This is a genomic window from Burkholderia sp. MSMB1072, assembly GCF_001524725.1.
Lineage (GTDB): Bacteria > Pseudomonadota > Gammaproteobacteria > Burkholderiales > Burkholderiaceae > Burkholderia.
Genome location: NZ_LOYC01000066.1, coordinates 44457 through 63562 on the forward strand (window position 1 = coordinate 44457; position 19106 = coordinate 63562).

Genomic DNA, 19106 nt, shown 5'->3' on the forward strand with positions numbered 1-19106 from the left:
TATGTCGCTTGTCGTTACCGGCTTGTTTGCTGGAGGTCAGGCCTCGACGTGGATTTTCCTGCCCGCGAGTAGTCCGGCCCATGCCCCGAGGAGCGCGATACCTGCTGCCATGAGCAGCGCAACCGACCAGCCTCGTTGCCAGTCGTGGAGTGCACCCACGACCATCGGACCAGCCGCCGCCATCAGATAACCGATGCATTGCGCCATGCCGGAAAGCGCCCCCGCGGCCTCGGCGGAGCGGGTGCGCAGGCCGATGAAGGACAGGCCGAGAATCATGCTTGCCCCACTTCCGAAGCCCAGCAGCGCAGCCCAAACCATAGCCAGGCCCGGCAGGTAGATCAGCCCGAGCAGCGACGCTGTGGATATTAAGCTGACCGATACAGCCGCCGGCCGCTGATCCGGCATGCGTCGAATGACGGGCGCGAGAATCAGTCCGGGGATGGCTGTCGCGAGTTGCAGCACGCCGTGCATGGAGCCGGCTTGCGCAGGCGGCAGGCCCTGGTCGATCAGGATGGTGGGAAGCCAACTGACGGCTATGTAGAAGATCATGGCGTTGAAGCCCATGAACAGGGTCACCTGCCATGCCAGGGCGGACCGCCAGACGTTCGTTGGTTGCGCCGACCGAGCGCTTCGGGCCAAGGCCTCGTTCCGATGCGCATGACGCCGAGGCGCCCACACGGCCAACGCGATGCCGGGCAGCAGAATGAATGCGGCAAGAGCGGCTTGCCAGCCGTAGGCCTGCGCCAGCGGGGTGACCAGCGCTGAGCCGAGCGCGCCGCTGGCGCCCATTGTCAGCGCATAAGCGCCTGTGAGCGAGGCAACGCTGCCCGCGAAGTCGCGCTTGATCAGGCTGGGCAGTAGCACGTTACCGAATGCAATGCCGACACCAATCACCGCGGTGCCGAAATACAGCAGCCATATAGCGCCGGAGGAGCGCAGCGCAATACCCAGCGCGACGAGTGCCAATGCTCCGACGATGGTCCGCTCGAGCCCCACCTTACGGGCTATTGCTGAACTGACCGGCGAAAAGGCAGCGAACGCGAGCAATGGCAGCGACGAGAGGGCACCCACTGCCGCCGTGCTCAGGTTGAAGTCTCTCTGAATAAAGGCAAGCACGGGGGCCAGTCCGGTAAATGGAGCCTGGAGATTCAACGCGAGAAGCAGGATACCGGCAATCAGAGCGAGGTCCGAAGGTGCCCGGCGGGTTGTTGAAAAAGTCACGAAGAAAACGATTCTTTGATAGGGAGCCTCCGACTTTACGGATTCTGCGAACGAACTAATATAGAAGAAGTGACCAATGATCTCTAAAATATGACAATGTCGTCCAGGATGCGAGTCACCTCTCCCAAGCATTTCAACTCAGACGATTTCAAGCAGCCCGCAGTCGCGATACGGGTGCACTTGGAAGGGGAACAATCCGAGCATCCTCAACACAGCCATCGCAAGGGACAGTTGATCCTGATGATCCAGGGCTCGGCGACTTGCGAAGTCCCGCAGGCTCTGTGGTTCGTGCCGCCTCAGCACGCGGTCTGGATCCCTGGGGGAATACCCCATAGCAGTCGCGCATCGCCCGACGCTCAACTCTATTTCCTCTTCATCGAGCCGGGCGCTGTCCGGATGCCGGATTACTGCTGTACGCTGGCGATCACGCCGCTGTTGCGTGAGCTGATTCGCCACCTGGCCCGCGGGGAACCGGCTTACCCGCGTGGAAGCAAAACTGAAAAAGTGGTGGCCGTGTTGCTGGACCAACTGGCAGAGGCACCTGTCCAGCAACTGCATCTGCCGATTTCGCAAGCGCCAGCGATCAGGCGTATGCTGGAAACCCTCTCCGCGGACCCGTCTGACCGCACAACGCTTTCCCAGTGGGCTGCGCACCTTGCGATGAGCGACAGAACCCTGGCCCGACTCGTGGTTCGCGAGACGGGCTTGACGTTTGGACGCTGGCGCCAGCAGTTGCATCTCATCGTCGCCCTTCGACAACTGGCCGACGGGACGTCAGTCCAGCGGGTTGCAGGCCTTCTCGGCTATGACTCGGTCACCGCATTTATCACCATGTTCAAAAAGGCGCTGGGCAAGTCGCCAACCCAGTATTTCTCCAGTCTGCGCAACCGCGACCCTGAAGCTCCGTAGTGATCCTTGCCCTACGTTCAACGAACGAGCGGGTTTTCACCTACACGCGGGCATTTTTGTATTCCTTGACAGCTGTTCGGCGGCGCAACTAAGATCGGTTCACATAAAGTACGTGTACGTATTTTATGCCGACGCAGCTGCCGGCCGCTGATGGACGGAACCGAGTGTCTTGACGTCCCCGTGACCCCATACGTATCCATAAGGTTTCGGGGCGCTACGTCTGCTCTGCGAGCGGTTCTTGTCAGTTGATACGGTTTCGTGCGGGGCGTTGTCCAATAGCCGGTTTAATTCGGTATACGAAGTTTCACATGCATCATTCATGTCAGGAGACTCACGTGAGCGCCCCATCCATCATCGGCTCCCAACCTATGCGAGACACGGATTACTCGATCTGGGCGCTCGCATATTGCCAGGCTGATATGCCGCAGGACTTTTTCGGCGGCGCTGGCATCTACAGCAACGCCGGCACCATCCGAATCCCCATGATCTACACATTACTGGTTGGGGGCGAGGTCGGCGGAAAGCAGCATGTTGCGCTCGTCGATTGCGGATTTCGCAACGATCATTGGCTGACGCGCTACCCGTTCTCCAGCTGGGAAGAGCCGCGAGACGTATTGGGACGCATCGGTTTTGCGCCGGAGGACGTCGATACGATCCTGGTGACGCACATGCACTTCGACCACATGGGCAATTTCGAAGCTTTCCCGAACGCAAAGCTGTATGTGCAGCTCGACGAGTATCTGGGCTGGTCGCAGGCGGTCTGTGCGGTCCATCAGCACGAAACCGAAGAAGAGAAGGCGTGGGTGTTCTCCTCGTTCGATCCGATGGATCTGATCCGTGCGGCGCAGGGCGTTTCGGAAGGTCGAATCAAGTTTATCCGCGGCGACGAAGAGGTCTTGCCGGGCATCACGGCTCGCCTCGCCAAGGACAGTCATACGTTCGGTTCGCAGTGGTTCGAAGTGAATACACGCAACGGCCCGTTCGTCGCTGCCGGTGACATTGTCTACTGGTACTCGAATATTGATCGCATGTGGCCGCCTGGCTATCACCAGGGCAACGCATTCAATCAGATTCTCGTGTACCGCCAGATGCGCGAATTACTCAAGCAGAAGACGGAGCGAGTCATCCCCGGTCACGATCCGGAGGTCTGGAATCGTCACTCGTCCTGGGAAGCACCGCCGAACGGGAATCAGATTGCCGAGGTCAATCTGAAAGAAGGTGATACGTCACGGCGTCCCGATGTAACCGCGGCGAAGATCATCACTATTTGAACGCGGTGCGTTTCGCGGACAGCCGGGCGACACTCGGAACCCGTCTGCCCGCAGTGCTACCTCGCTGCCTCGATAAATGATCGAATCCCAACATGCAAACTCTCGGGGTGACCATGCATCGTGAAATTGTTTCGTCGAACGTTCTGCCAACGCCACGCTTTCGCTATAGCCCGGTCGTGCGGCTCGGCCCCTTCGTTTTTGTTTCGGGTCTCGTTGGGCTGGACCCATCGACCGGTCGCCTCGCTGACGGCGGGGCATATGGGCAGACGGTACAAATCCTCCGAAACCTGAAGCGGCTATGCGATGAACAGAGCTGGGCTCTTTCGGACCTCGCCGTGGCGCGGGTGTTCTGTGCAAACACGGCAGAGGCCGCAGCGGTAAATGAGGCGTGGGAGGAAGCGTTCGAACATATCGAGCCGCCCGCCAGAACGTTTGTGACCGTCAGCGGATTGCCGCTTGGGGCTGCCGTGGAGATCGAATTTCAGCTCGTGTCGGAGGAGCGGCGGAGCTGAACGCCGGCGGTGTGGCAGATGCATCGGGTGCACGCCCGGCGTGCCCCGATTTCCGATGCGTGCAAGGAATGAGGGCTACAAACCGGCTTCGTGCTCCGATTCGACGATCAGTTTCAGGCACTTCACAAAAAGCGGTCGGTATTCTTCCGGTAGTTTATCAAGCAGCTTTTTCTCGACTCCGGCGTCTCGTGGCAACACACGGTTCAGCGTCTCGATGCCGTTTTTGGCGATGTACAGGCGATACGCTCGCTGGTCGTCTTCCGAAGGACTCCGGACGAGCATCTCATTCGCGCAGAGCCTTTTCACCATCTCAGCGATCGTGTTTCTGTCCATGTGCAGCTGGTCGGCCAACTCGCTTTGCTTCAGGCCGGGGTGTTGAGCGACCACCACGAGGGCGGCCTTTTGCCGCGGCGTCAGCGATTCGGATGCGAATTCCCGGCTGAATATGTCTTCGGCAATGAAGTGTGCTCGCCTCAGCAGGTGAGAGGCGACCTCTTCCAGGCGGAAGTGATCCAGAGCATGTTGTGCTTCCTTTGACAGGCCGATCGAGCTGGAGTCCGCCGACTTGTTCTTTGCGGGTTTGTCGTTCTTCTTGGGTGAAGGCATAGGAAAGAAGACAGTCGAATGAGAAAGAGGTCGTTCGGGTAATCGGGCTCCAGACGTGAGACGAAGTGAAAGGAACACGAATACGGTGAAAGGAAACAGTTGCCATTATCGATGGTTCGGCTGCGCGGTTCAACTGGCATGGGACCGCGATCGGGAGCCGGCGCACGACTGGCCGCCGTGCACAGCAGGAGCCAGTTCGACTGCGCGCGGTTCGATGGCGGCGGCGCCGCTCATCGACACGTCAGCGGTTCTTCGACGCTCAAGAACACGCCCATAACTTACGTACACGTATTATATTGAATCAATGGCATGTTGCGGTGGTTCATCGTGGTGCGGCAAAAACGGCGATCATGGCCATTGCTTCATCGTGGACCCTGGGCAGGCCCACACGGTGCGAGAAATGCCCTTTAAAAGTGCAGTAATCCCCGACTGAACTGATGATCCGTCGGCAGGGTTTGTACCTATAGTGTATGCAAATTTGAACCCTTGACACCATGGCGACACGGCTCCTATCATCGAATCAACAAAGTACGTATACGTACATTGTTGATTCGAGAGAAAGGCGGTAGCGGAGAAGGTGCAAGACGGGTAAGCGGTTTTCAAACCATAAACCGGTCATGGACGAGCGTCCGATTCGAAGGATGACGTCAACGAAAGAAGCCGAAGGGCGGCGGCCGTGATCAACGTGAACGTTCCACTTCCAGAAAGGTAGGAGAGAAAGTATGGCCACCGGAGAAATCGTTAGCGGTTTGCTGGCCCCCCATCCTCCGCACATGCTCTATGCGGAGAACCCTCCCCAGAACGAACCCAAATCGTCGGGCGGCTGGGAGCAACTGCGCTGGGCATACGAGCGGGCGCGCAAGAGTCTGGACGAGCTGAAGCCTGACGTATTGCTGGTTCACTCGCCGCACTGGATCACATCGGTGGGGCACCATTTTCTCGGCGTCGAGCACCTGTCGGGACGATCGGTCGATCCGATCTTTCCGAATCTGTTCCGCTTCGAATATTCGCTGGACGTCGACGTCGAGCTGGCCGAGGCGTGTTGCGAAGAAGGTCGCAAGCTCGGCCTCGAAACGAAGATGATGCGCAATCCGCGCTTCCGTGTGGACTATGGAACCATCACCACGCTCCACATGATCCGCCCCCAATGGGACATTCCGGTGGTCGGTATCTCGGCAAACAACACGCCGTACTACCTGAGCATGAAGGAAGGTTTGGCCGAGATGGATTTGCTGGGGCAGGCGACGCGTGAAGCGATCATCAAGTCGGGCAAGCGCGCGGTCCTGCTGGCGTCGAATACGCTGTCGCACTGGCATTTTCACCAAGAGCCGGTTCCGCCGGAAGACATGAGCCAAGAGCACCCGTTCAGCCACGCCGGCTATCAATGGGACATGCGCATGATCGACCTGATGCGTCGCGGGGAAATGAAGGAGGTGTTCCGCCTGCTGCCGCAATTTATCGACGAGGCGTTCGCCGAAGTCAAGTCCGGGGCGTTTACCTGGATGCATGCGGCGATGCAATACCCGGAACTGGCTGCGGAGTTGCATGGTTACGGCACCGTCATCGGCACGGGCAATGCCGTGATGGAGTGGAACCTCGTCAAAGCCGGTCTTGCGCACGAAGCTACGGTGTCCTGATAGCAGGCGCGCAAACGAGCTTCCCTGGTCCCTTTCTAGAGTGTGAACATCATGTCTATTGTTTCCGCGTTCATTGTTCCCGGTAGTCCGCTGCCCGAGCTTCGTTCCGACGTGCCGGGATGGCATCAATTCAAGCTGGCCATGCAACAGGCCGGCACGGCATTGAAAGCGTCCAAACCCGATGTCGTGCTGGTGTACTCGACACAATGGTTTGCCGTGCTCGACGAAATCTGGCTGACCCGACGGCGCAGCCAGGACGTACACGTCGACGAGAACTGGCACGAGTTCGGCGAGTTGCAGTACGACCTCTATAGCGACGTGGATCTCGCGACGCTGTGCATTCAGTCTTGCCAGAACCAGGGTATCAACGCGCGCGGCGCGGATTATCAGAACTTCCCGATCGACACCGGCACGATCGTCGCCAGCAGCGGCTTGGGGATCGGAGGGGAGGATCTGCCGCTGGTGGTGGCGTCCAACAATCTCTACGACAACGGCGAGGCGACGGCAAAGCTGGCGTCTATCGCGGTCTCCAGTGCGCAGCAGCAGGGGAAGAAGGTCGCCGTCGTGGGTGTGGGAGGACTGTCCGGGAGTGTTTTCACGAAGGATATCGATCCCGGTACCGATCACATCGTCAAGCCGGAGGAAGACGAGTGGAACCGGCGGATGCTGGCACTGTTTGAAGCAGGCGATTCCGACTCGATTCGGGAGCTGTTCCCCGCCTACGCAAAGGGTGCGCGTGTCGACATGGGCGGCAAGCACTTCAGTTGGGTGCTCGGTGCGCTCGGCGGCAGTTTCGCAGGCGCCAAGGTTCACCACTACGGCCCGCTGTATGGGAGCGGCGCCGCGGTCATTGAATTCCGGATTTGATGCCGGGGCCGAACGGGGCTGCCCGTTCGGTCACAGTTCGAACCGGAAGCTAAACAGTTCGACATGCGCGGCGAAAGTCGCGAGTCGGCGTAATCAAGGTAAAACGGATGAAGCACTATCGAAATTTCGTAGATGGCCGATGGGTCGAAAGCACGCGGACGTTCGAAGATATCAGCCCTGTCGACGGTTCTCTGGTTGCGATAGTCCATGAGGCAAGCCGGGATCTGGTGGATCAGGCGGTCAAGGCCGGGCACCGGGCAGTCGCGGGCGAGTGGGGGCGCACCGGAACGGTGGAGCGGGTCGCCATGCTGCGCCGTATTGCCGATGAGATGGAGCGCCGCCAGGACGATTTCCTTGCCGCCGAGATGGCGGATACCGGCAAGCCCCTTGCGATGGCGTCCAGCATCGATATCCCGCGGGGCATCGCAAACTTTCGCGCGTTCGCCGACATGCTCGCCACCGCGCCGCTCGACAGTCATCGGCTGGATCTCGCCGATGGCGGCTACGCGCTCAACTACGCTGCACGTAAACCATTGGGCGTCGTGGGCGTGATTTCCCCATGGAACTTGCCGCTGCTGTTGCTGACCTGGAAGGTCGCGCCGGCGCTGGCATGCGGTAACGCGGTGGTGGTGAAGCCTTCCGAGGAAACGCCGGGCAGCGCGACGTTGCTCGCCGAGGTCATGGAAGCGGCCGGTGTACCGCCCGGTGTGTTCAACCTGGTCCACGGTTTTGGGCCGGACTCCGCCGGCGAGTTCATCTCGCGTCATGCGGACATCAGCGCCATCACGTTTACCGGGGAGTCGCGCACGGGTACGACGATCATGCGCGCAGCGGCGGAGGGGGTTAAGCCGGTTTCGTTCGAGCTGGGCGGCAAGAATGCCGCGATCATTTTCGCGGACTGCGATTTCGACAAGATGCTCGACGGCATGATGCGTGCGCTATTCCTCAATAGCGGCCAAGTGTGCCTGTGTTCGGAACGCGTGTATGTCGAGCGGCCGCTCTTCGATCGATTCTGCGCGGCGTTGGTCGAGCGGATCAAAGCGATGAAGATCGACTGGCCCAACGACCCGAATACGCACATGGGGCCGCTCATTTCGGCCAAGCATCGCGACAAGGTGATGAGCTACTTCGGCCTGGCGCGCGACGAAGGGGCAACCTTCCTGACCGGCGGCAAAGCGCTACGTTTCGGCGATGAGCGTGACGATGGCGCGTGGGTGGAGCCGACGGTGATCACCGGCCTGCCGGACGATGCGCGATCGGTGCGCGAGGAAATCTTCGGGCCGATCTGCCATGTTGCACCGTTCGACAGCGAGCGCGAAGTGATCGCCCGCGCTAACGATACGCGGTACGGCCTGGCCGCGACGATCTGGACGTCGAACCTGAGCCGTGCGCATCGTGTGAGCGAGTCGATGCGCGTGGGTATCAGCTGGGTCAATACCTGGTTCCTGCGCGACCTGCGCACGCCGTTTGGCGGGGCGGGCCTGTCCGGTATCGGACGCGAGGGCGGGATGCATTCGCTCAATTTCTATTCGGAGTTGACCAACGTTTGCGTGCGCGTTGACGAGGAGATCGAGCATGTCTGAACGAGTCCAACACGTGGCCGACCTGCTCGACCGGGCGGCGAGAGCGGGGCAGCCGATTGCGCCGGTGCGTGAGCACTTCACCGGCGGCGTCGCGGAGGCGTACGCGGCACAAGACCTGAATACGCAGCGTCAGGTACGCGAAGGGCGCCGGGTGACCGGCCGCAAGATCGGACTGACTTCGCTCGCCGTGCAGAAGCAACTGGGCGTCGATCAGCCCGACTTCGGAACGCTGTTCGACTCGATGGCGGTCAACGACAACGAGGAGATGGCCTGGTCCCGGTTGATGCAGCCGAAGTGCGAGGCCGAGGTGGCGCTGGTGCTCGAGCGCGACCTCGACGGCGAACACATCGTCATGACCGATCTGCTGGCGGCGACCGCTTACGTGCTGCCGGCCATCGAAGTGGTTGGAAGCCGCATCGCGAACTGGGACATCAATATTCTCGATACCATTGCGGACAATGCATCCGCGGGCCTCTACGTGCTGGGACAGCGTCCGGTCAAGCTTGCCGATCTGGACCTGCGGCTGGCCGGCATGATCATGGAGCGCAAGGGGGACGCCGTGTCGCTCGGCGTGGGTGCCGCGTGTCTCGGTCATCCGCTGAACGCAGCGCTCTGGCTTGCGCGGACCCTCGTCGACATGGGGACGCCGCTGCGCGCTGGCGACGTGGTGCTGACCGGCGCCCTCGGGCCGCTTGTCACGGTTTCCCCCGGTGACGTCATCGAGGCGCGCATCCAGGGTCTCGGTAGCGTACGTGCGCGCTTTGCCGACGCCGGTTGAGGAGATTTCATGAAAATTCAACGTATTGCCAAGCGTCTCGACGATGCTGCAGTGAGCGGACAGGCCACGCCGCAATTGACCGGTGACGATGCCGTGACGCTTGAAGAAGCCTATGCCGTGCAGCGGGCACTGACAGGTCATCGTCTGGCGCGTGGGGCGAACCAGATCGGCATGAAGATGGGTTTCACGAGCCGGGCCAAGATGGCGCAGATGGGCGTCTCCGATCTGATTTGGGGCCGGCTCACATCCGACATGTGGGTCGAGGAAGGCGGCAGCATCGCACTGTCGGACTACGTTCATCCGCGAGTCGAGCCGGAAGTGTGCTTTCTGCTGGGCAAGCGGCTCGAAGGCAAGGTTACGCCGCTGCAGGCTCTCGCCGCAGTCGAGGCGGTGGCGCCCGCGCTCGAAGTGATCGATTCGCGCTACCGCGACTTCAAGTTCTCGCTGCCCGATGTCGTGGCCGACAACGCGTCGTCGTCTGGCTTCGTGGTGGGTCAGTGGCACGCACGGGACACCGATGTGGGCAACCTGGGGCTGGTGATGTCCTTCGATGGTCGCCCCGTGGAAATGGGGACTACCGCTGCCATCCTCGGCGCGCCGATTCGCGGGTTGGTCGCTGCCGCGCGCCTGGCGGCGCAGCAAGGCGAGGCGCTCGAAGCAGGCAGTCTCATTCTGGCAGGAGCGGCAACCGCGGCGGTCGCGTTGCGCCCCGGCGTGGCGGTGAGCTGCGAGTTTCAGAACCTGGGCAAGGTGGCGTTCAACGTCCGGCGTGAGGAGTGAACGGTATGACAGATGCAGTCCAAAATCACGCGGCGGTCGTGGAGGGCAAAGCCCGGCCGCTCGGCGCGTATCCGCACATCAAGCGTGCAGGGGATTTCCTGTTCGTATCGGGCACGAGTTCCCGGCGCGCGGACAACACCATTGCCGGCGCGGAACTCGATTCGTCGGGCAGAGCACGGCCGGATATCGAGGTACAGACGCGAGAGGTCATCCAGAACATTCGCGACATCCTCCGCAGCGCCGGCGCCGACCTGAAGGATGTGGTCGAGGCGTGCAGCTATCTGGTCAACATGAACGACTTCCCGCTGTACAACCAGGTCTACTCGGAATTCTTCGATGTGGAAGGGCCGACGCGCACGACCGTGGCTGTGCATCAGCTGCCGCATCCTCATCTCGTCATCGAAATGAAGGTCGTGGCATACAAGCCAATCAGTTGAAGTGAAGGGGTCCTCCACGGCGTTCGTGGCGGCCGGCATGGCGCCGCGTCCGCGGTAGGTCCCGCAAGCGAAAGGAAGAATATCGTGTCAGAGAATCGCGTTCTAGCGGCGATCATCGGGTCGGGCAACATCGGCACCGACTTGATGATCAAGATCCTGCGTCATGGCAAGTCCCTGAAAATGGGCGCCATGGTCGGCATCGATCCACAATCGGATGGCCTGGCGCGCGCGGCGCGCCTTGATGTACCGGTGACGGCCGGCGGCATCGACGGCCTCCTCGCAATGCCCAATTTCGGCGACATCCGCATCGTGTTCGACGCGACGTCGGCAGGCGCGCACAAACGCCACAACGAACTGCTCCAGGCAAAGGGCGTTCAAGTGATCGACCTCACGCCGGCCGCGATCGGCCCGTACGTGATTCCGGCGATCAATATCGACGAGCATCTCGATTCGCCGAACATCAACATGGTGACGTGTGGCGGGCAGGCCACCATTCCGATGGTCAAGGCTGTCTCGCGCGTGGCGAAGGTGCATTACGGCGAAATCATTGCCTCGATCTCGAGCAAGTCGGCCGGCCCCGGTACGCGGGCGAACATCGACGAGTTCACCGAGACCACGTCGAAGGCGATCGAGGTGATCGGCGGCGCCGCGCGCGGCAAGGCCATCATCATCCTCAACCCGGCCGAGCCGCCGCTCATCATGCGCGACACCGTGTTCACGCTATCGGAAATGGCGGATACGAAGGCCATCGAGAAAAGCATCGCCGAGATGGTGGAGTCCGTCCAGGGCTATGTGCCCGGATACCGGCTGAAGCAACGTGTCCAGTTCGAGGAAATCTCCGCGGCGAACCCGTTGAACGTGCCGGGCCTCGGAAAGCTGTCGGGCTTGAAGACCACTGTCTTTCTGGAAGTCGAAGGGGCTGCGCACTACCTTCCTGCTTATGCGGGCAATCTCGACATCATGACCTCCGCCGCGCTTGCGTGTGCCGAGCGTTTCGCGCAGACGCGCCTGGTAGAAGCCACCTGAGGACCGCATCATGAGCAAGAAGCTTTACATTTCCGACGTCACGCTGCGCGATGGCAGCCATGCCATTCGTCATCAGTACAGCATCAAGAATGTTCGAGAAATTGCGCAGGCGTTGGACGAGGCCCGCGTCGATAGTCTCGAAGTTGCCCACGGCGACGGCTTGTCCGGTTCCAGTTTCAACTATGGGTTTGGTGCGCACACCGACGTCGAGTGGATCGAAGCCGTGGCCGATACGGTCAAGCACGCGAAGGTCGCGACGTTGCTGATTCCCGGTGTCGGCACCGTGCACGACTTGCGCAATGCCTATGACGCCGGCGCTCGGGTGGTACGCGTCGCCACGCACTGTACCGAAGCCGACGTGTCGAAGCAGCACATCGAATTTGCCCGCAATCTGGGGATGGACGCGGTCGGGTTCCTGATGATGAGTCACATGAACACACCGCAAAAGCTCGCAGAGCAGGCGAAGCTCATGGAGAGCTATGGCGCTTCGTGCGTGTATGTGGTCGATTCAGGCGGAGCGCTGAGCATGAACGATGTCCGCGATCGTTTCCGCGCGTTCAAGGATGTGCTGAAGCCGGAAACGCAAACCGGCATACATGCGCACCACAATCTCAGTCTGGGCGTAGCAAACTCCATCGTTGCCGTGGAGGAGGGGTGCGACCGTATCGATGCCAGCCTGGCGGGAATGGGCGCCGGTGCGGGGAATGCACCGCTGGAGGTATTCATCGCCGCGGCAGAACGTATGGGCTGGAACCACGGTTGTGATCTGTACAAGCTCATGGACGCCGCGGACGATATCGTCCGTCCGTTGCAAGACCGGCCGGTGCGCGTCGATCGCGAAACGCTCGCGTTGGGCTATGCCGGCGTGTACTCGAGCTTTTTGCGCCACGCGGAAGCTGCCGCAGCGCGATACGATCTGAAGACGGTGGACATTCTCGTCGAGCTCGGGCGCCGCAAGATGGTCGGCGGCCAGGAAGACATGATCGTCGACGTCGCGCTCGATCTTCAGAATGCGCAGTGCAATTCAGCGATCGCAGCCAACCGCTGACCCAGCCTTACTCTCGGAAGTCGGAAAATGAGCGATTCAAAGCGGATTCAGACTGCGTCGCACTGGGGCGTCTATGACGTTCACCTGAAGGACGGTGAAATCTCGGGCGTGACTGCGTTCAACGAAGATCCGGGCCCGCCTGCTCTGATCCAGGCACTGCCGCAGATGGTGCGCAGCCCGCTGCGCATCGACCAGCCGTACGTCCGCGCCGGGTATTTGAAGAGCCGGGGGGCGTCTCGAGCGGGGCGCGGCGCGGAACCGTTCGTGCCGGTCACGTGGGACGTCGCGATGGATCTGGTCGAAGACGGGCTGCGCCGCGTCAAGTCCGAGTTCGGCAACGAAGCGATATACGGCGGCTCCTACGGTTGGGCCAGCGCAGGGCGGCTGCACCATTCCCCGAGCGTACTGAAGCGATTCCTGGGCCTGTTCGGCGGCTACGTCGACAAACGGGGCAATCACAGCTTTGGCGCGGCGATGCACATCGCGCCGTATGTGATCGGTTCGTCCGACGTCACGTCGATGGCTGTCCCGTGGGTGCATATTGCCGAGCATACGGAACTTGTCGTGATGTTCGGTGGCGCCCACGTCAAGAACATGCAGATCGACGCTGGAGGTGCCGCGGTCCATGAGGCCGAGCAGTGGATCGAGCGCATCGCGCGCTCGAACGTCCAGTTCGTCAACATAAGTCCGGCCCGCGACAACGTGTCCGAACTGCTGAAGGCCGACTGGCTGCCGATCGTTCCGAATACCGATACGGCGATGATGCTGGGGCTTGCGCATGTGCTGGTGAGCGAGAACCTGCATGACAAGCGATTCCTCGATGTCTATTGCGAGGGATTCGAGCCGTTCAGACGTTATCTGCTTGGGGAAACCGACGGCGTGCCGAAGAATGCGGTATGGGCCTCGCGCATCTGCGGCGTGGCTGCCGACACCATCCGCGATCTTGCTCGCAGGATGGCGGCACATAAAACGCTGATTGCGACAGCCTGGTCAGTCCAGCGCGCCGATCACGGCGAGCAGCCGGTATGGATGACGATCGCGCTGGCTAGTCTGCTCGGGCAGATTGGCGAGCCGGGTTGCGGGTTCAGCTTCGGTATTGGCGCCGTTGCTGGGATTGCCGTGCGCCGGCCTCGCGACATTCCGCGCCCGACGTTTCCTCTTGGCCCCAATCCCGTACGCGCTTACGTACCGGTTGGACGCGTGGCGGACATGCTGCTCGATCCGGGCTCCGAGCTCGAATACGACGGATCGACGATCCGGATGCCCGATATCAAGCTGATCTATTCGGTTGGCGGCAACCCCTTTCATCACAACACGAATCTGAACCGGTTCGTGCAAGCCTGGCGGCGGCCGGATTTCGTGGTCGTACATGAACCGTGGTGGAACCCGCCGGCGAGATATGCCGATGTCGTGTTGCCGGCGACGACAACCATGGAGCGCAACGACATCCTCGCGACGGAACTGCAGCGTCACTGGATCGCGATGCATCAGGTGATTCCGCCCGTCGCACAGTCGCGCAACGACTTCGATGTATTTGCGGAGCTGTCGGAACGGATGGGCTTCGGGGACGCTTATACCGAAGGACGCAACGAGATGGAGTGGCTGCGCCACATGTATGCTCAAGCTCGCGAGCGCGCGATTGGTCTGGGCTATGCGCCGCCGGATTTCGATTCGTTCTGGGAGCGAGGGTCGTATGAGTTCCCATCCGGCGACGAGTATCTGGAGTCGGCGTTATTGGCGGATTTCCGCGCCGATCCCGCCGCACGTCGCCTCAAGACGCCTTCCGGCAAGATCGAACTCTTTTCGCAGCGGATAGCGGAATATGGGTATGACGATTGCCCTCCGCATCCGACATGGCTGGAACCGGCCGAATGGCTCGGCGGCGAAAAGGCTGCAAGATTTCCGCTGCATCTGCTATCGAATCAGCCCGCCGGCAAGCTGCATAGCCAGCTCGATCCGAGTCCGGTCAGTGTTCAGTTCAAGCGCAATGGTCGAGAGGTGTTGAGTCTCTCGCCGCGAGACGCCGCCGAGCGCGGTATCGAAGACGGCGATATCGTGCGCGTCTATAACGATCGCGGGGCATTTCTCGCATCGGCGCGGGTTAGTGGGGATTTGATGAACGGCGTCGCGCAGATTCCGACAGGCGCATGGTTCGACCCTGAAGACCCCAGTGCCGATTGCTCTCTCGAGAAGCACGGAAATCCCAACGTAGTGACGCTCGACAAGGGGACATCGCGGTTGGGACAGGGATCGGTCGCACAAACGGTGCTGATCGAGGTCGAGAAGTTCGCGCAGCCGCCGCGCGTCACGGCGTTCGACCTTCCCGTGTTTTCCTCGGAGTAAGTGTCGGAACCTCGTTCCGGCCGCCGCGAAGGCAAATCGAAAACCATCGAATCAAGGAGAGGGCTGTGCCTTTGATACAGGTCATGCTCATCGACGGTCGGACGACGGCAGAGAAAACCGCGTTGATCGCCGGTTTGACCGAAGCAGCTGTGACCGCGCTGGGTGCACCGAGAGAGTCGGTGCGGGTCATCCTGCAAGAGGTGCCGGCCGGACACTGGGGCGTCGGCGGTGTACCGAAGTCTTCAGTCGCTGCCGATCCGCAACGAGGGAAGGATGCATAGTATCGATTCCGAAAGCGGATGCGGAACGGCGCTTCGAGGGTTTCCGATAGTCTTGACACTGAAATTTGCGGTGATTAAATTCAAAGAAAAATACGACGTGCACGTACTTAGTCGGGCGTACCTATGCATGCTTTGATGTGGTTGTGACGGTCGGGAACTGCATTCTCTGAGCGACATCCGGGCCGGGGAGTCTCTGGAGGCGGTGCTCCCGTCCGTCCCCGGGAAGCTGAGGATGTCATGAACACTTATCCGAGTTTGTACAACGGCACGCGGGACGCCTTCGAGCATTTTGGCGTTCATTTCGAAGGCAGGATGAATCGAGAAAGCGTGATCGACCTGGTAGGGCAAGCAATCAAGCCGCACGAGATGTCGGTTGCCGGAGGTCGCGGCGAGATCGACGCTGCGCTGCGCTCACTCAAGATTGGCAGTTTGCGCGTTTTCTATCTGCAGTACGGAGCGGAAGTCCAGGTCGACTGTGACGAGCTGGAAAGCTTCACGCTGGTTCAGATGCCCGTTCGCGGCACCTCGCTTTACTCGGTCGGAAAGCAGCTGGTGTCGGGCAGTCCCGATGTTGCTGCCATCCTGTCGCCTCAAGAGGCGATACGGCTGCAATTTTCGGCCGAGTTGGAACAAATCGTTGTCCGTATAGAGCAGAAGGCGCTGGAGCGCGCGTGCATGGAGCATATCGAATCGCTTCCCAGGCAAGGTTTGCGCTTTCAACCGAAATTGTGCCTTTTCGGGCCTGCCGGCCAGGCGTGGCTGGCTACGCTGTCTTACATTCTTCAGGTCAGTGCGGCGTGTCCCGACTTGCTCGCACGCCCCGCGTATTGCGAACGCTGGGAACGTCTGCTGATCGATACGCTGTTGCTCGCGCAACCCAGCAACTGGTCGGAAAACCTGAATGACATGTGCGACCGCAGGACGGTCAGGCCGGCCTACGTGAAGCGCGCGGAGGACTATATGCGAGCGCATCTCGCTGAGGCGACCTCGGTGGAGCAGATTGCCCGTGCCGTCGGAGTCAGTCCAAGGGCGCTTTTTTACGCGTTCCGCCAGACACACGGTCAGTCGCCTATGTCGTTTTTGCGTGACCTTCGCCTGACGGCCGTTCACGCGGAACTCACCGCGGGCGATCCGGCGACGATGCGTCTGACGGAAGTGGCGTTACGCTGGGGTTTCGAACATTACGGTCACTTCACGTCGCACTATCGCCGTCGATTCGGTGTACGCCCTCAGGATACGCTGAAGGACGTGGGGCGCTTTGGGCCTGCGGAGCACGACGGTCGGATCGAACAGATCGAGGCTTTCGCAGGCTAGCGAGGACATGCTTGCGACGCGTATGAGAACCGGTTTTTCAAGTGACATGGAGCAAGCAATGACCGAACCGCACGAGGCGCTCGATCTCGCCGGCTACTTCAAGCGTATCGGCTATCAATCGGCCGAGCCGCCGGCGGGATCTGCCCTCGACACGTTGTGTTTACTGCACCGGTTGCATCCCGAGGCAATCCCTTTCGAAAATCTCGACGTATTGCTCGGCCGACCGGTGCGAATCGACCTCGCATCGATCCAACGGAAGCTGGTGCAAGCTGGTCGGGGTGGTTACTGCTTCGAGCACAATCTGCTGTTTCGGCACGTGCTCGAACTGCTGGGTTATACAGTCCGAAGCTATGCCGCGCGCGTGCTTTGGGGTCATGACGCATCACTCGGCATGCCGCCGCGTACGCACATGATCCTGATTGTTGAGGTCGACGGGGAGCGCTATCTGACCGATGTCGGCTTCGGCGGGATGACGCTGTCCGCTCCGCTCTTGCTGCAGACGAATCTGGAACAGACGACACCGCATGGCGTATTCCGGATTCAGGATTCGCCCTTCCACGCCGGCGCCGATCGTGCAGGCCTACCGGCCTTCGTGCTGGAGGTCCAGATCGAGGATCAGTGGAAGCCGGTGTACCGCTTCGATTTCGACCCGCAGTACCCGGTCGACTACGATATGTCGAATCACTTCGTGTCGACATATCCGAGCTCGGTGTTCGTGAGCAACCTGCTTGGCGCGCGCCTTGCACCGGGCAGGCGTATCGGACTTTTCAACCGCACGCTGCATATTCACGATCAGCAAACCGGAACGCACAAGCGCGAGCTGTCGGATGTGCGGGAACTGCGCAGCGTCCTTCACGGTGAATTGGGCATCACTTTGCCCGAGGAGTCGGCTGCACTCGACGCGGCGCTCGCACGCCTTCCGTGAAGGGGCGGTAACGCGACACACCATCGCGGCCAGTACGGCCGCGCCGCGAGGGCATCGTGCGCCCCGCTGGCGCGGTAAGGCCGCCAATAGCCAACCAGTTGTAACTGGTAACGCGGGCTACTGAATCTCTCTTTCGCTCACGGGATTTATGTTGCCGAAACCGGATGGCGGCGCGATTTGTGTCGCCAGACGATAGGTTCAAGGAGGGCCCGTGTTCGACGCCATTTTCGCGCCTAACCACCCCATACCGTTCTACGGCGTGGTACCGCACGCTGAAACAACTGGAGAGAAACGAAGGTGCAAAGAAAGTCTGTTTTGACCGTCGCAGAGGTTGAACGAATCATGGATGCGGCACGTGTCGAGGCCGAATCGAACCAATGGCCGGTAGCGATCGCCGTGGTCGATGACGGTGGTCATCTGCTTGGCTTGCTTCGACTCGACGATTGCGCGCCGATCGCTGCCGAAATGGCCATTGGCAAAGCGCGTACGTCGGCGCTCGGACGCCGCGAGTCGCGGATGTACGAGGAAATGATCAACGCCGGCAGAACGGCATTTGTCAGTGCGCCTCTCGTCGCGACGCTGGAGGGTGGCGTTCCAGTCGTTGTCGACGGGCAGGTGGTGGGCGCCATCGGCGTCTCGGGTGTCAAGCCTGGTGAAGACGCCCGGATTGCAAAGGCGGGGGCGAATACGCTCGCCCGTTGATGCAGGCCGCCGATATCGCCATTGATACTGGTTGCCACCGAACAGGCGAAGCGCGCCACGTGTTCGGCCTTCAATCGCGGGGCCTGAGCGCCGCTTTGATTCAGCATGGATTGACTGATGAACGCTACAAATTTGCTTCTGCTTGATTGCAGCCCGCGGACCGACAACTCGACAAGTCGGTACTTCACCGAGCATTTGCTGCCTGCGTTGACTGCCCGCACCGGCGGAAACATTCAGGTGACACGGCGCAAGATCGGCACCGAGCCGCTGCCGCCTCTTACAGCCGAATATGCCGAATCCCTGCTTTTACCCGCCACGGAGGCAAGAGAGCAGTATGGCGCGGCGCTTGCCGTTTCCGATCAACTGATTCAGGAGCTCGACGCAGCGGACATACTGTGGATCTCGACCCCGGTGCATAACTTCACTGTGCCCGCCGCACTCAAGACCTGGATCGACCTTGTCGTTCGCCGCGACGTAACGTTCGCGGCAACGGAAAAAGGCAAGGTGGGCTTGTTGCGCGATCGCCCCACGTATATCGCAGTCACGTCCGGCGGCGCGATGTTTCACGAACCGCCTCGCCAACCGGATTTCTTCCGACCTTACCTGACCACCGTGTTGGGCGTGATTGGGATCAAAGACATTACCTTCGTGCATGCCACCGGTCTCGCTTTTGTTGAAGAGCCGCTTACCGTACTCGAAGAAAAAGCAGCGCAATGGACCATCCGCGATTGAAGAAATCGTGATCGCGCCGACGTGAGATGACGACCTTGTCGACAATGCGGCTTGTGGTAGGCACTGGGTGATGCGCTGCGATTGAAACGCGGAACGTATTGTGTTCGGAACGCTTGTGCAATGGATAGGAATGC

The 19106-nt window shown here is 60.7% G+C and carries 19 protein-coding genes; 17 read left to right on the forward strand and 2 right to left on the reverse strand.

Features of this window, described 5'->3' with window-relative positions:
- Nucleotides 1-36: 36 nt before the first annotated feature.
- Nucleotides 37-1221 carry an MFS transporter gene (locus WS89_RS28505; protein WP_059795420.1) on the reverse strand — a complete coding sequence of 395 codons (1185 nt, stop codon included), beginning with the start codon at nt 1219-1221 and terminating at the stop codon, nt 37-39.
- Nucleotides 1222-1311: 90 nt separating this feature from the next.
- Here WS89_RS28505 and WS89_RS28510 point away from each other — a divergent pair, with 90 nt between their 5' ends.
- The 3 genes from WS89_RS28510 to WS89_RS28520 all read left to right on the forward strand — a co-directional run bounded on the left by WS89_RS28510 (nt 1312) and on the right by WS89_RS28520 (nt 3913).
- Nucleotides 1312-2130, forward strand: a complete 819-nt coding sequence (locus WS89_RS28510; RefSeq protein WP_082741998.1) for an AraC family transcriptional regulator — start codon at nt 1312-1314, stop codon at nt 2128-2130.
- 335 nt (nt 2131-2465) lie between these two features.
- Complete coding sequence (locus tag WS89_RS28515) at nt 2466-3401, forward strand: N-acyl homoserine lactonase family protein (protein WP_179949895.1); 936 nt, start codon at nt 2466-2468, stop codon at nt 3399-3401.
- Nucleotides 3402-3493: 92 nt separating this feature from the next.
- Nucleotides 3494-3913 (forward strand): RidA family protein, encoded by a 420-nt coding sequence (locus tag WS89_RS28520; protein ID WP_257128256.1) that lies wholly within the window; start codon nt 3494-3496, stop codon nt 3911-3913.
- Between the two features lie 75 nt (nt 3914-3988).
- Here WS89_RS28520 and WS89_RS28525 read toward each other — a convergent pair whose 3' ends face one another.
- Entirely contained in the window at nt 3989-4519 is a 531-nt protein-coding gene (locus WS89_RS28525) for a MarR family winged helix-turn-helix transcriptional regulator (RefSeq protein ID WP_059795425.1), read from the reverse strand.
- Nucleotides 4520-5241: 722 nt separating this feature from the next.
- Between WS89_RS28525 and cnbCb the strand changes: the two genes are divergently transcribed.
- From cnbCb to WS89_RS28590, 14 genes are all read left to right on the forward strand, one after another.
- Nucleotides 5242-6156 (forward strand): 2-aminophenol 1,6-dioxygenase subunit beta, encoded by a 915-nt coding sequence (cnbCb, locus tag WS89_RS28530; RefSeq protein WP_059795426.1) that lies wholly within the window; start codon nt 5242-5244, stop codon nt 6154-6156.
- A 51-nt stretch (nt 6157-6207) separates the two neighbouring features.
- Nucleotides 6208-7023, forward strand: a complete 816-nt coding sequence (locus tag WS89_RS28535) for a tRNA U-34 5-methylaminomethyl-2-thiouridine biosynthesis protein (protein WP_059795428.1) — start codon at nt 6208-6210, stop codon at nt 7021-7023.
- Between the two features lie 107 nt (nt 7024-7130).
- The gene (locus tag WS89_RS28540; protein WP_059795430.1) at nt 7131-8606 is read left to right on the forward strand and encodes a 2-hydroxymuconic semialdehyde dehydrogenase; all 1476 of its coding nucleotides are present in this window, start codon (nt 7131-7133) and stop codon (nt 8604-8606) included.
- Nucleotides 8599-9384 (forward strand): 2-keto-4-pentenoate hydratase, encoded by a 786-nt coding sequence (locus WS89_RS28545; protein WP_059795432.1) that lies wholly within the window; start codon nt 8599-8601, stop codon nt 9382-9384. The genes WS89_RS28540 and WS89_RS28545 overlap by 8 nt, the downstream gene beginning before the upstream one ends.
- Before the next feature lie 9 nt (nt 9385-9393).
- Complete coding sequence (locus WS89_RS28550) at nt 9394-10164, forward strand: 2-keto-4-pentenoate hydratase (RefSeq protein WP_059795434.1); 771 nt, start codon at nt 9394-9396, stop codon at nt 10162-10164.
- Between the two features lie 5 nt (nt 10165-10169).
- On the forward strand, nt 10170-10601 hold the full coding sequence (locus tag WS89_RS28555; protein ID WP_059795436.1) for a RidA family protein: 432 nt from the start codon (nt 10170-10172) through the stop codon (nt 10599-10601).
- Nucleotides 10602-10685: 84 nt separating this feature from the next.
- Entirely contained in the window at nt 10686-11627 is a 942-nt protein-coding gene (locus tag WS89_RS28560) for an acetaldehyde dehydrogenase (acetylating) (protein ID WP_179949896.1), read from the forward strand.
- A 10-nt stretch (nt 11628-11637) separates the two neighbouring features.
- Nucleotides 11638-12675, forward strand: a complete 1038-nt coding sequence (gene dmpG / locus WS89_RS28565) for a 4-hydroxy-2-oxovalerate aldolase (protein WP_059795443.1) — start codon at nt 11638-11640, stop codon at nt 12673-12675.
- A gap of 27 nt (nt 12676-12702) precedes the next feature.
- The gene (locus tag WS89_RS28570; protein WP_059795445.1) at nt 12703-15018 is read left to right on the forward strand and encodes a molybdopterin-dependent oxidoreductase; all 2316 of its coding nucleotides are present in this window, start codon (nt 12703-12705) and stop codon (nt 15016-15018) included.
- Between the two features lie 65 nt (nt 15019-15083).
- Nucleotides 15084-15299, forward strand: coding sequence for a 4-oxalocrotonate tautomerase (locus WS89_RS33325; RefSeq protein WP_082742000.1), 216 nt, complete (start codon nt 15084-15086; stop codon nt 15297-15299).
- A gap of 237 nt (nt 15300-15536) precedes the next feature.
- Nucleotides 15537-16613 (forward strand): AraC family transcriptional regulator, encoded by a 1077-nt coding sequence (locus WS89_RS28575; RefSeq protein ID WP_082742001.1) that lies wholly within the window; start codon nt 15537-15539, stop codon nt 16611-16613.
- A gap of 58 nt (nt 16614-16671) precedes the next feature.
- Nucleotides 16672-17538 (forward strand): arylamine N-acetyltransferase family protein, encoded by an 867-nt coding sequence (locus WS89_RS28580; protein ID WP_059795449.1) that lies wholly within the window; start codon nt 16672-16674, stop codon nt 17536-17538.
- 297 nt (nt 17539-17835) lie between these two features.
- Entirely contained in the window at nt 17836-18240 is a 405-nt protein-coding gene (locus WS89_RS28585) for a heme-binding protein (RefSeq protein ID WP_059795451.1), read from the forward strand.
- Nucleotides 18241-18357: 117 nt separating this feature from the next.
- Nucleotides 18358-18972 carry an FMN-dependent NADH-azoreductase gene (locus WS89_RS28590; RefSeq protein WP_059795453.1) on the forward strand — a complete coding sequence of 205 codons (615 nt, stop codon included), beginning with the start codon at nt 18358-18360 and terminating at the stop codon, nt 18970-18972.
- Nucleotides 18973-19106: the final 134 nt, after the last annotated feature.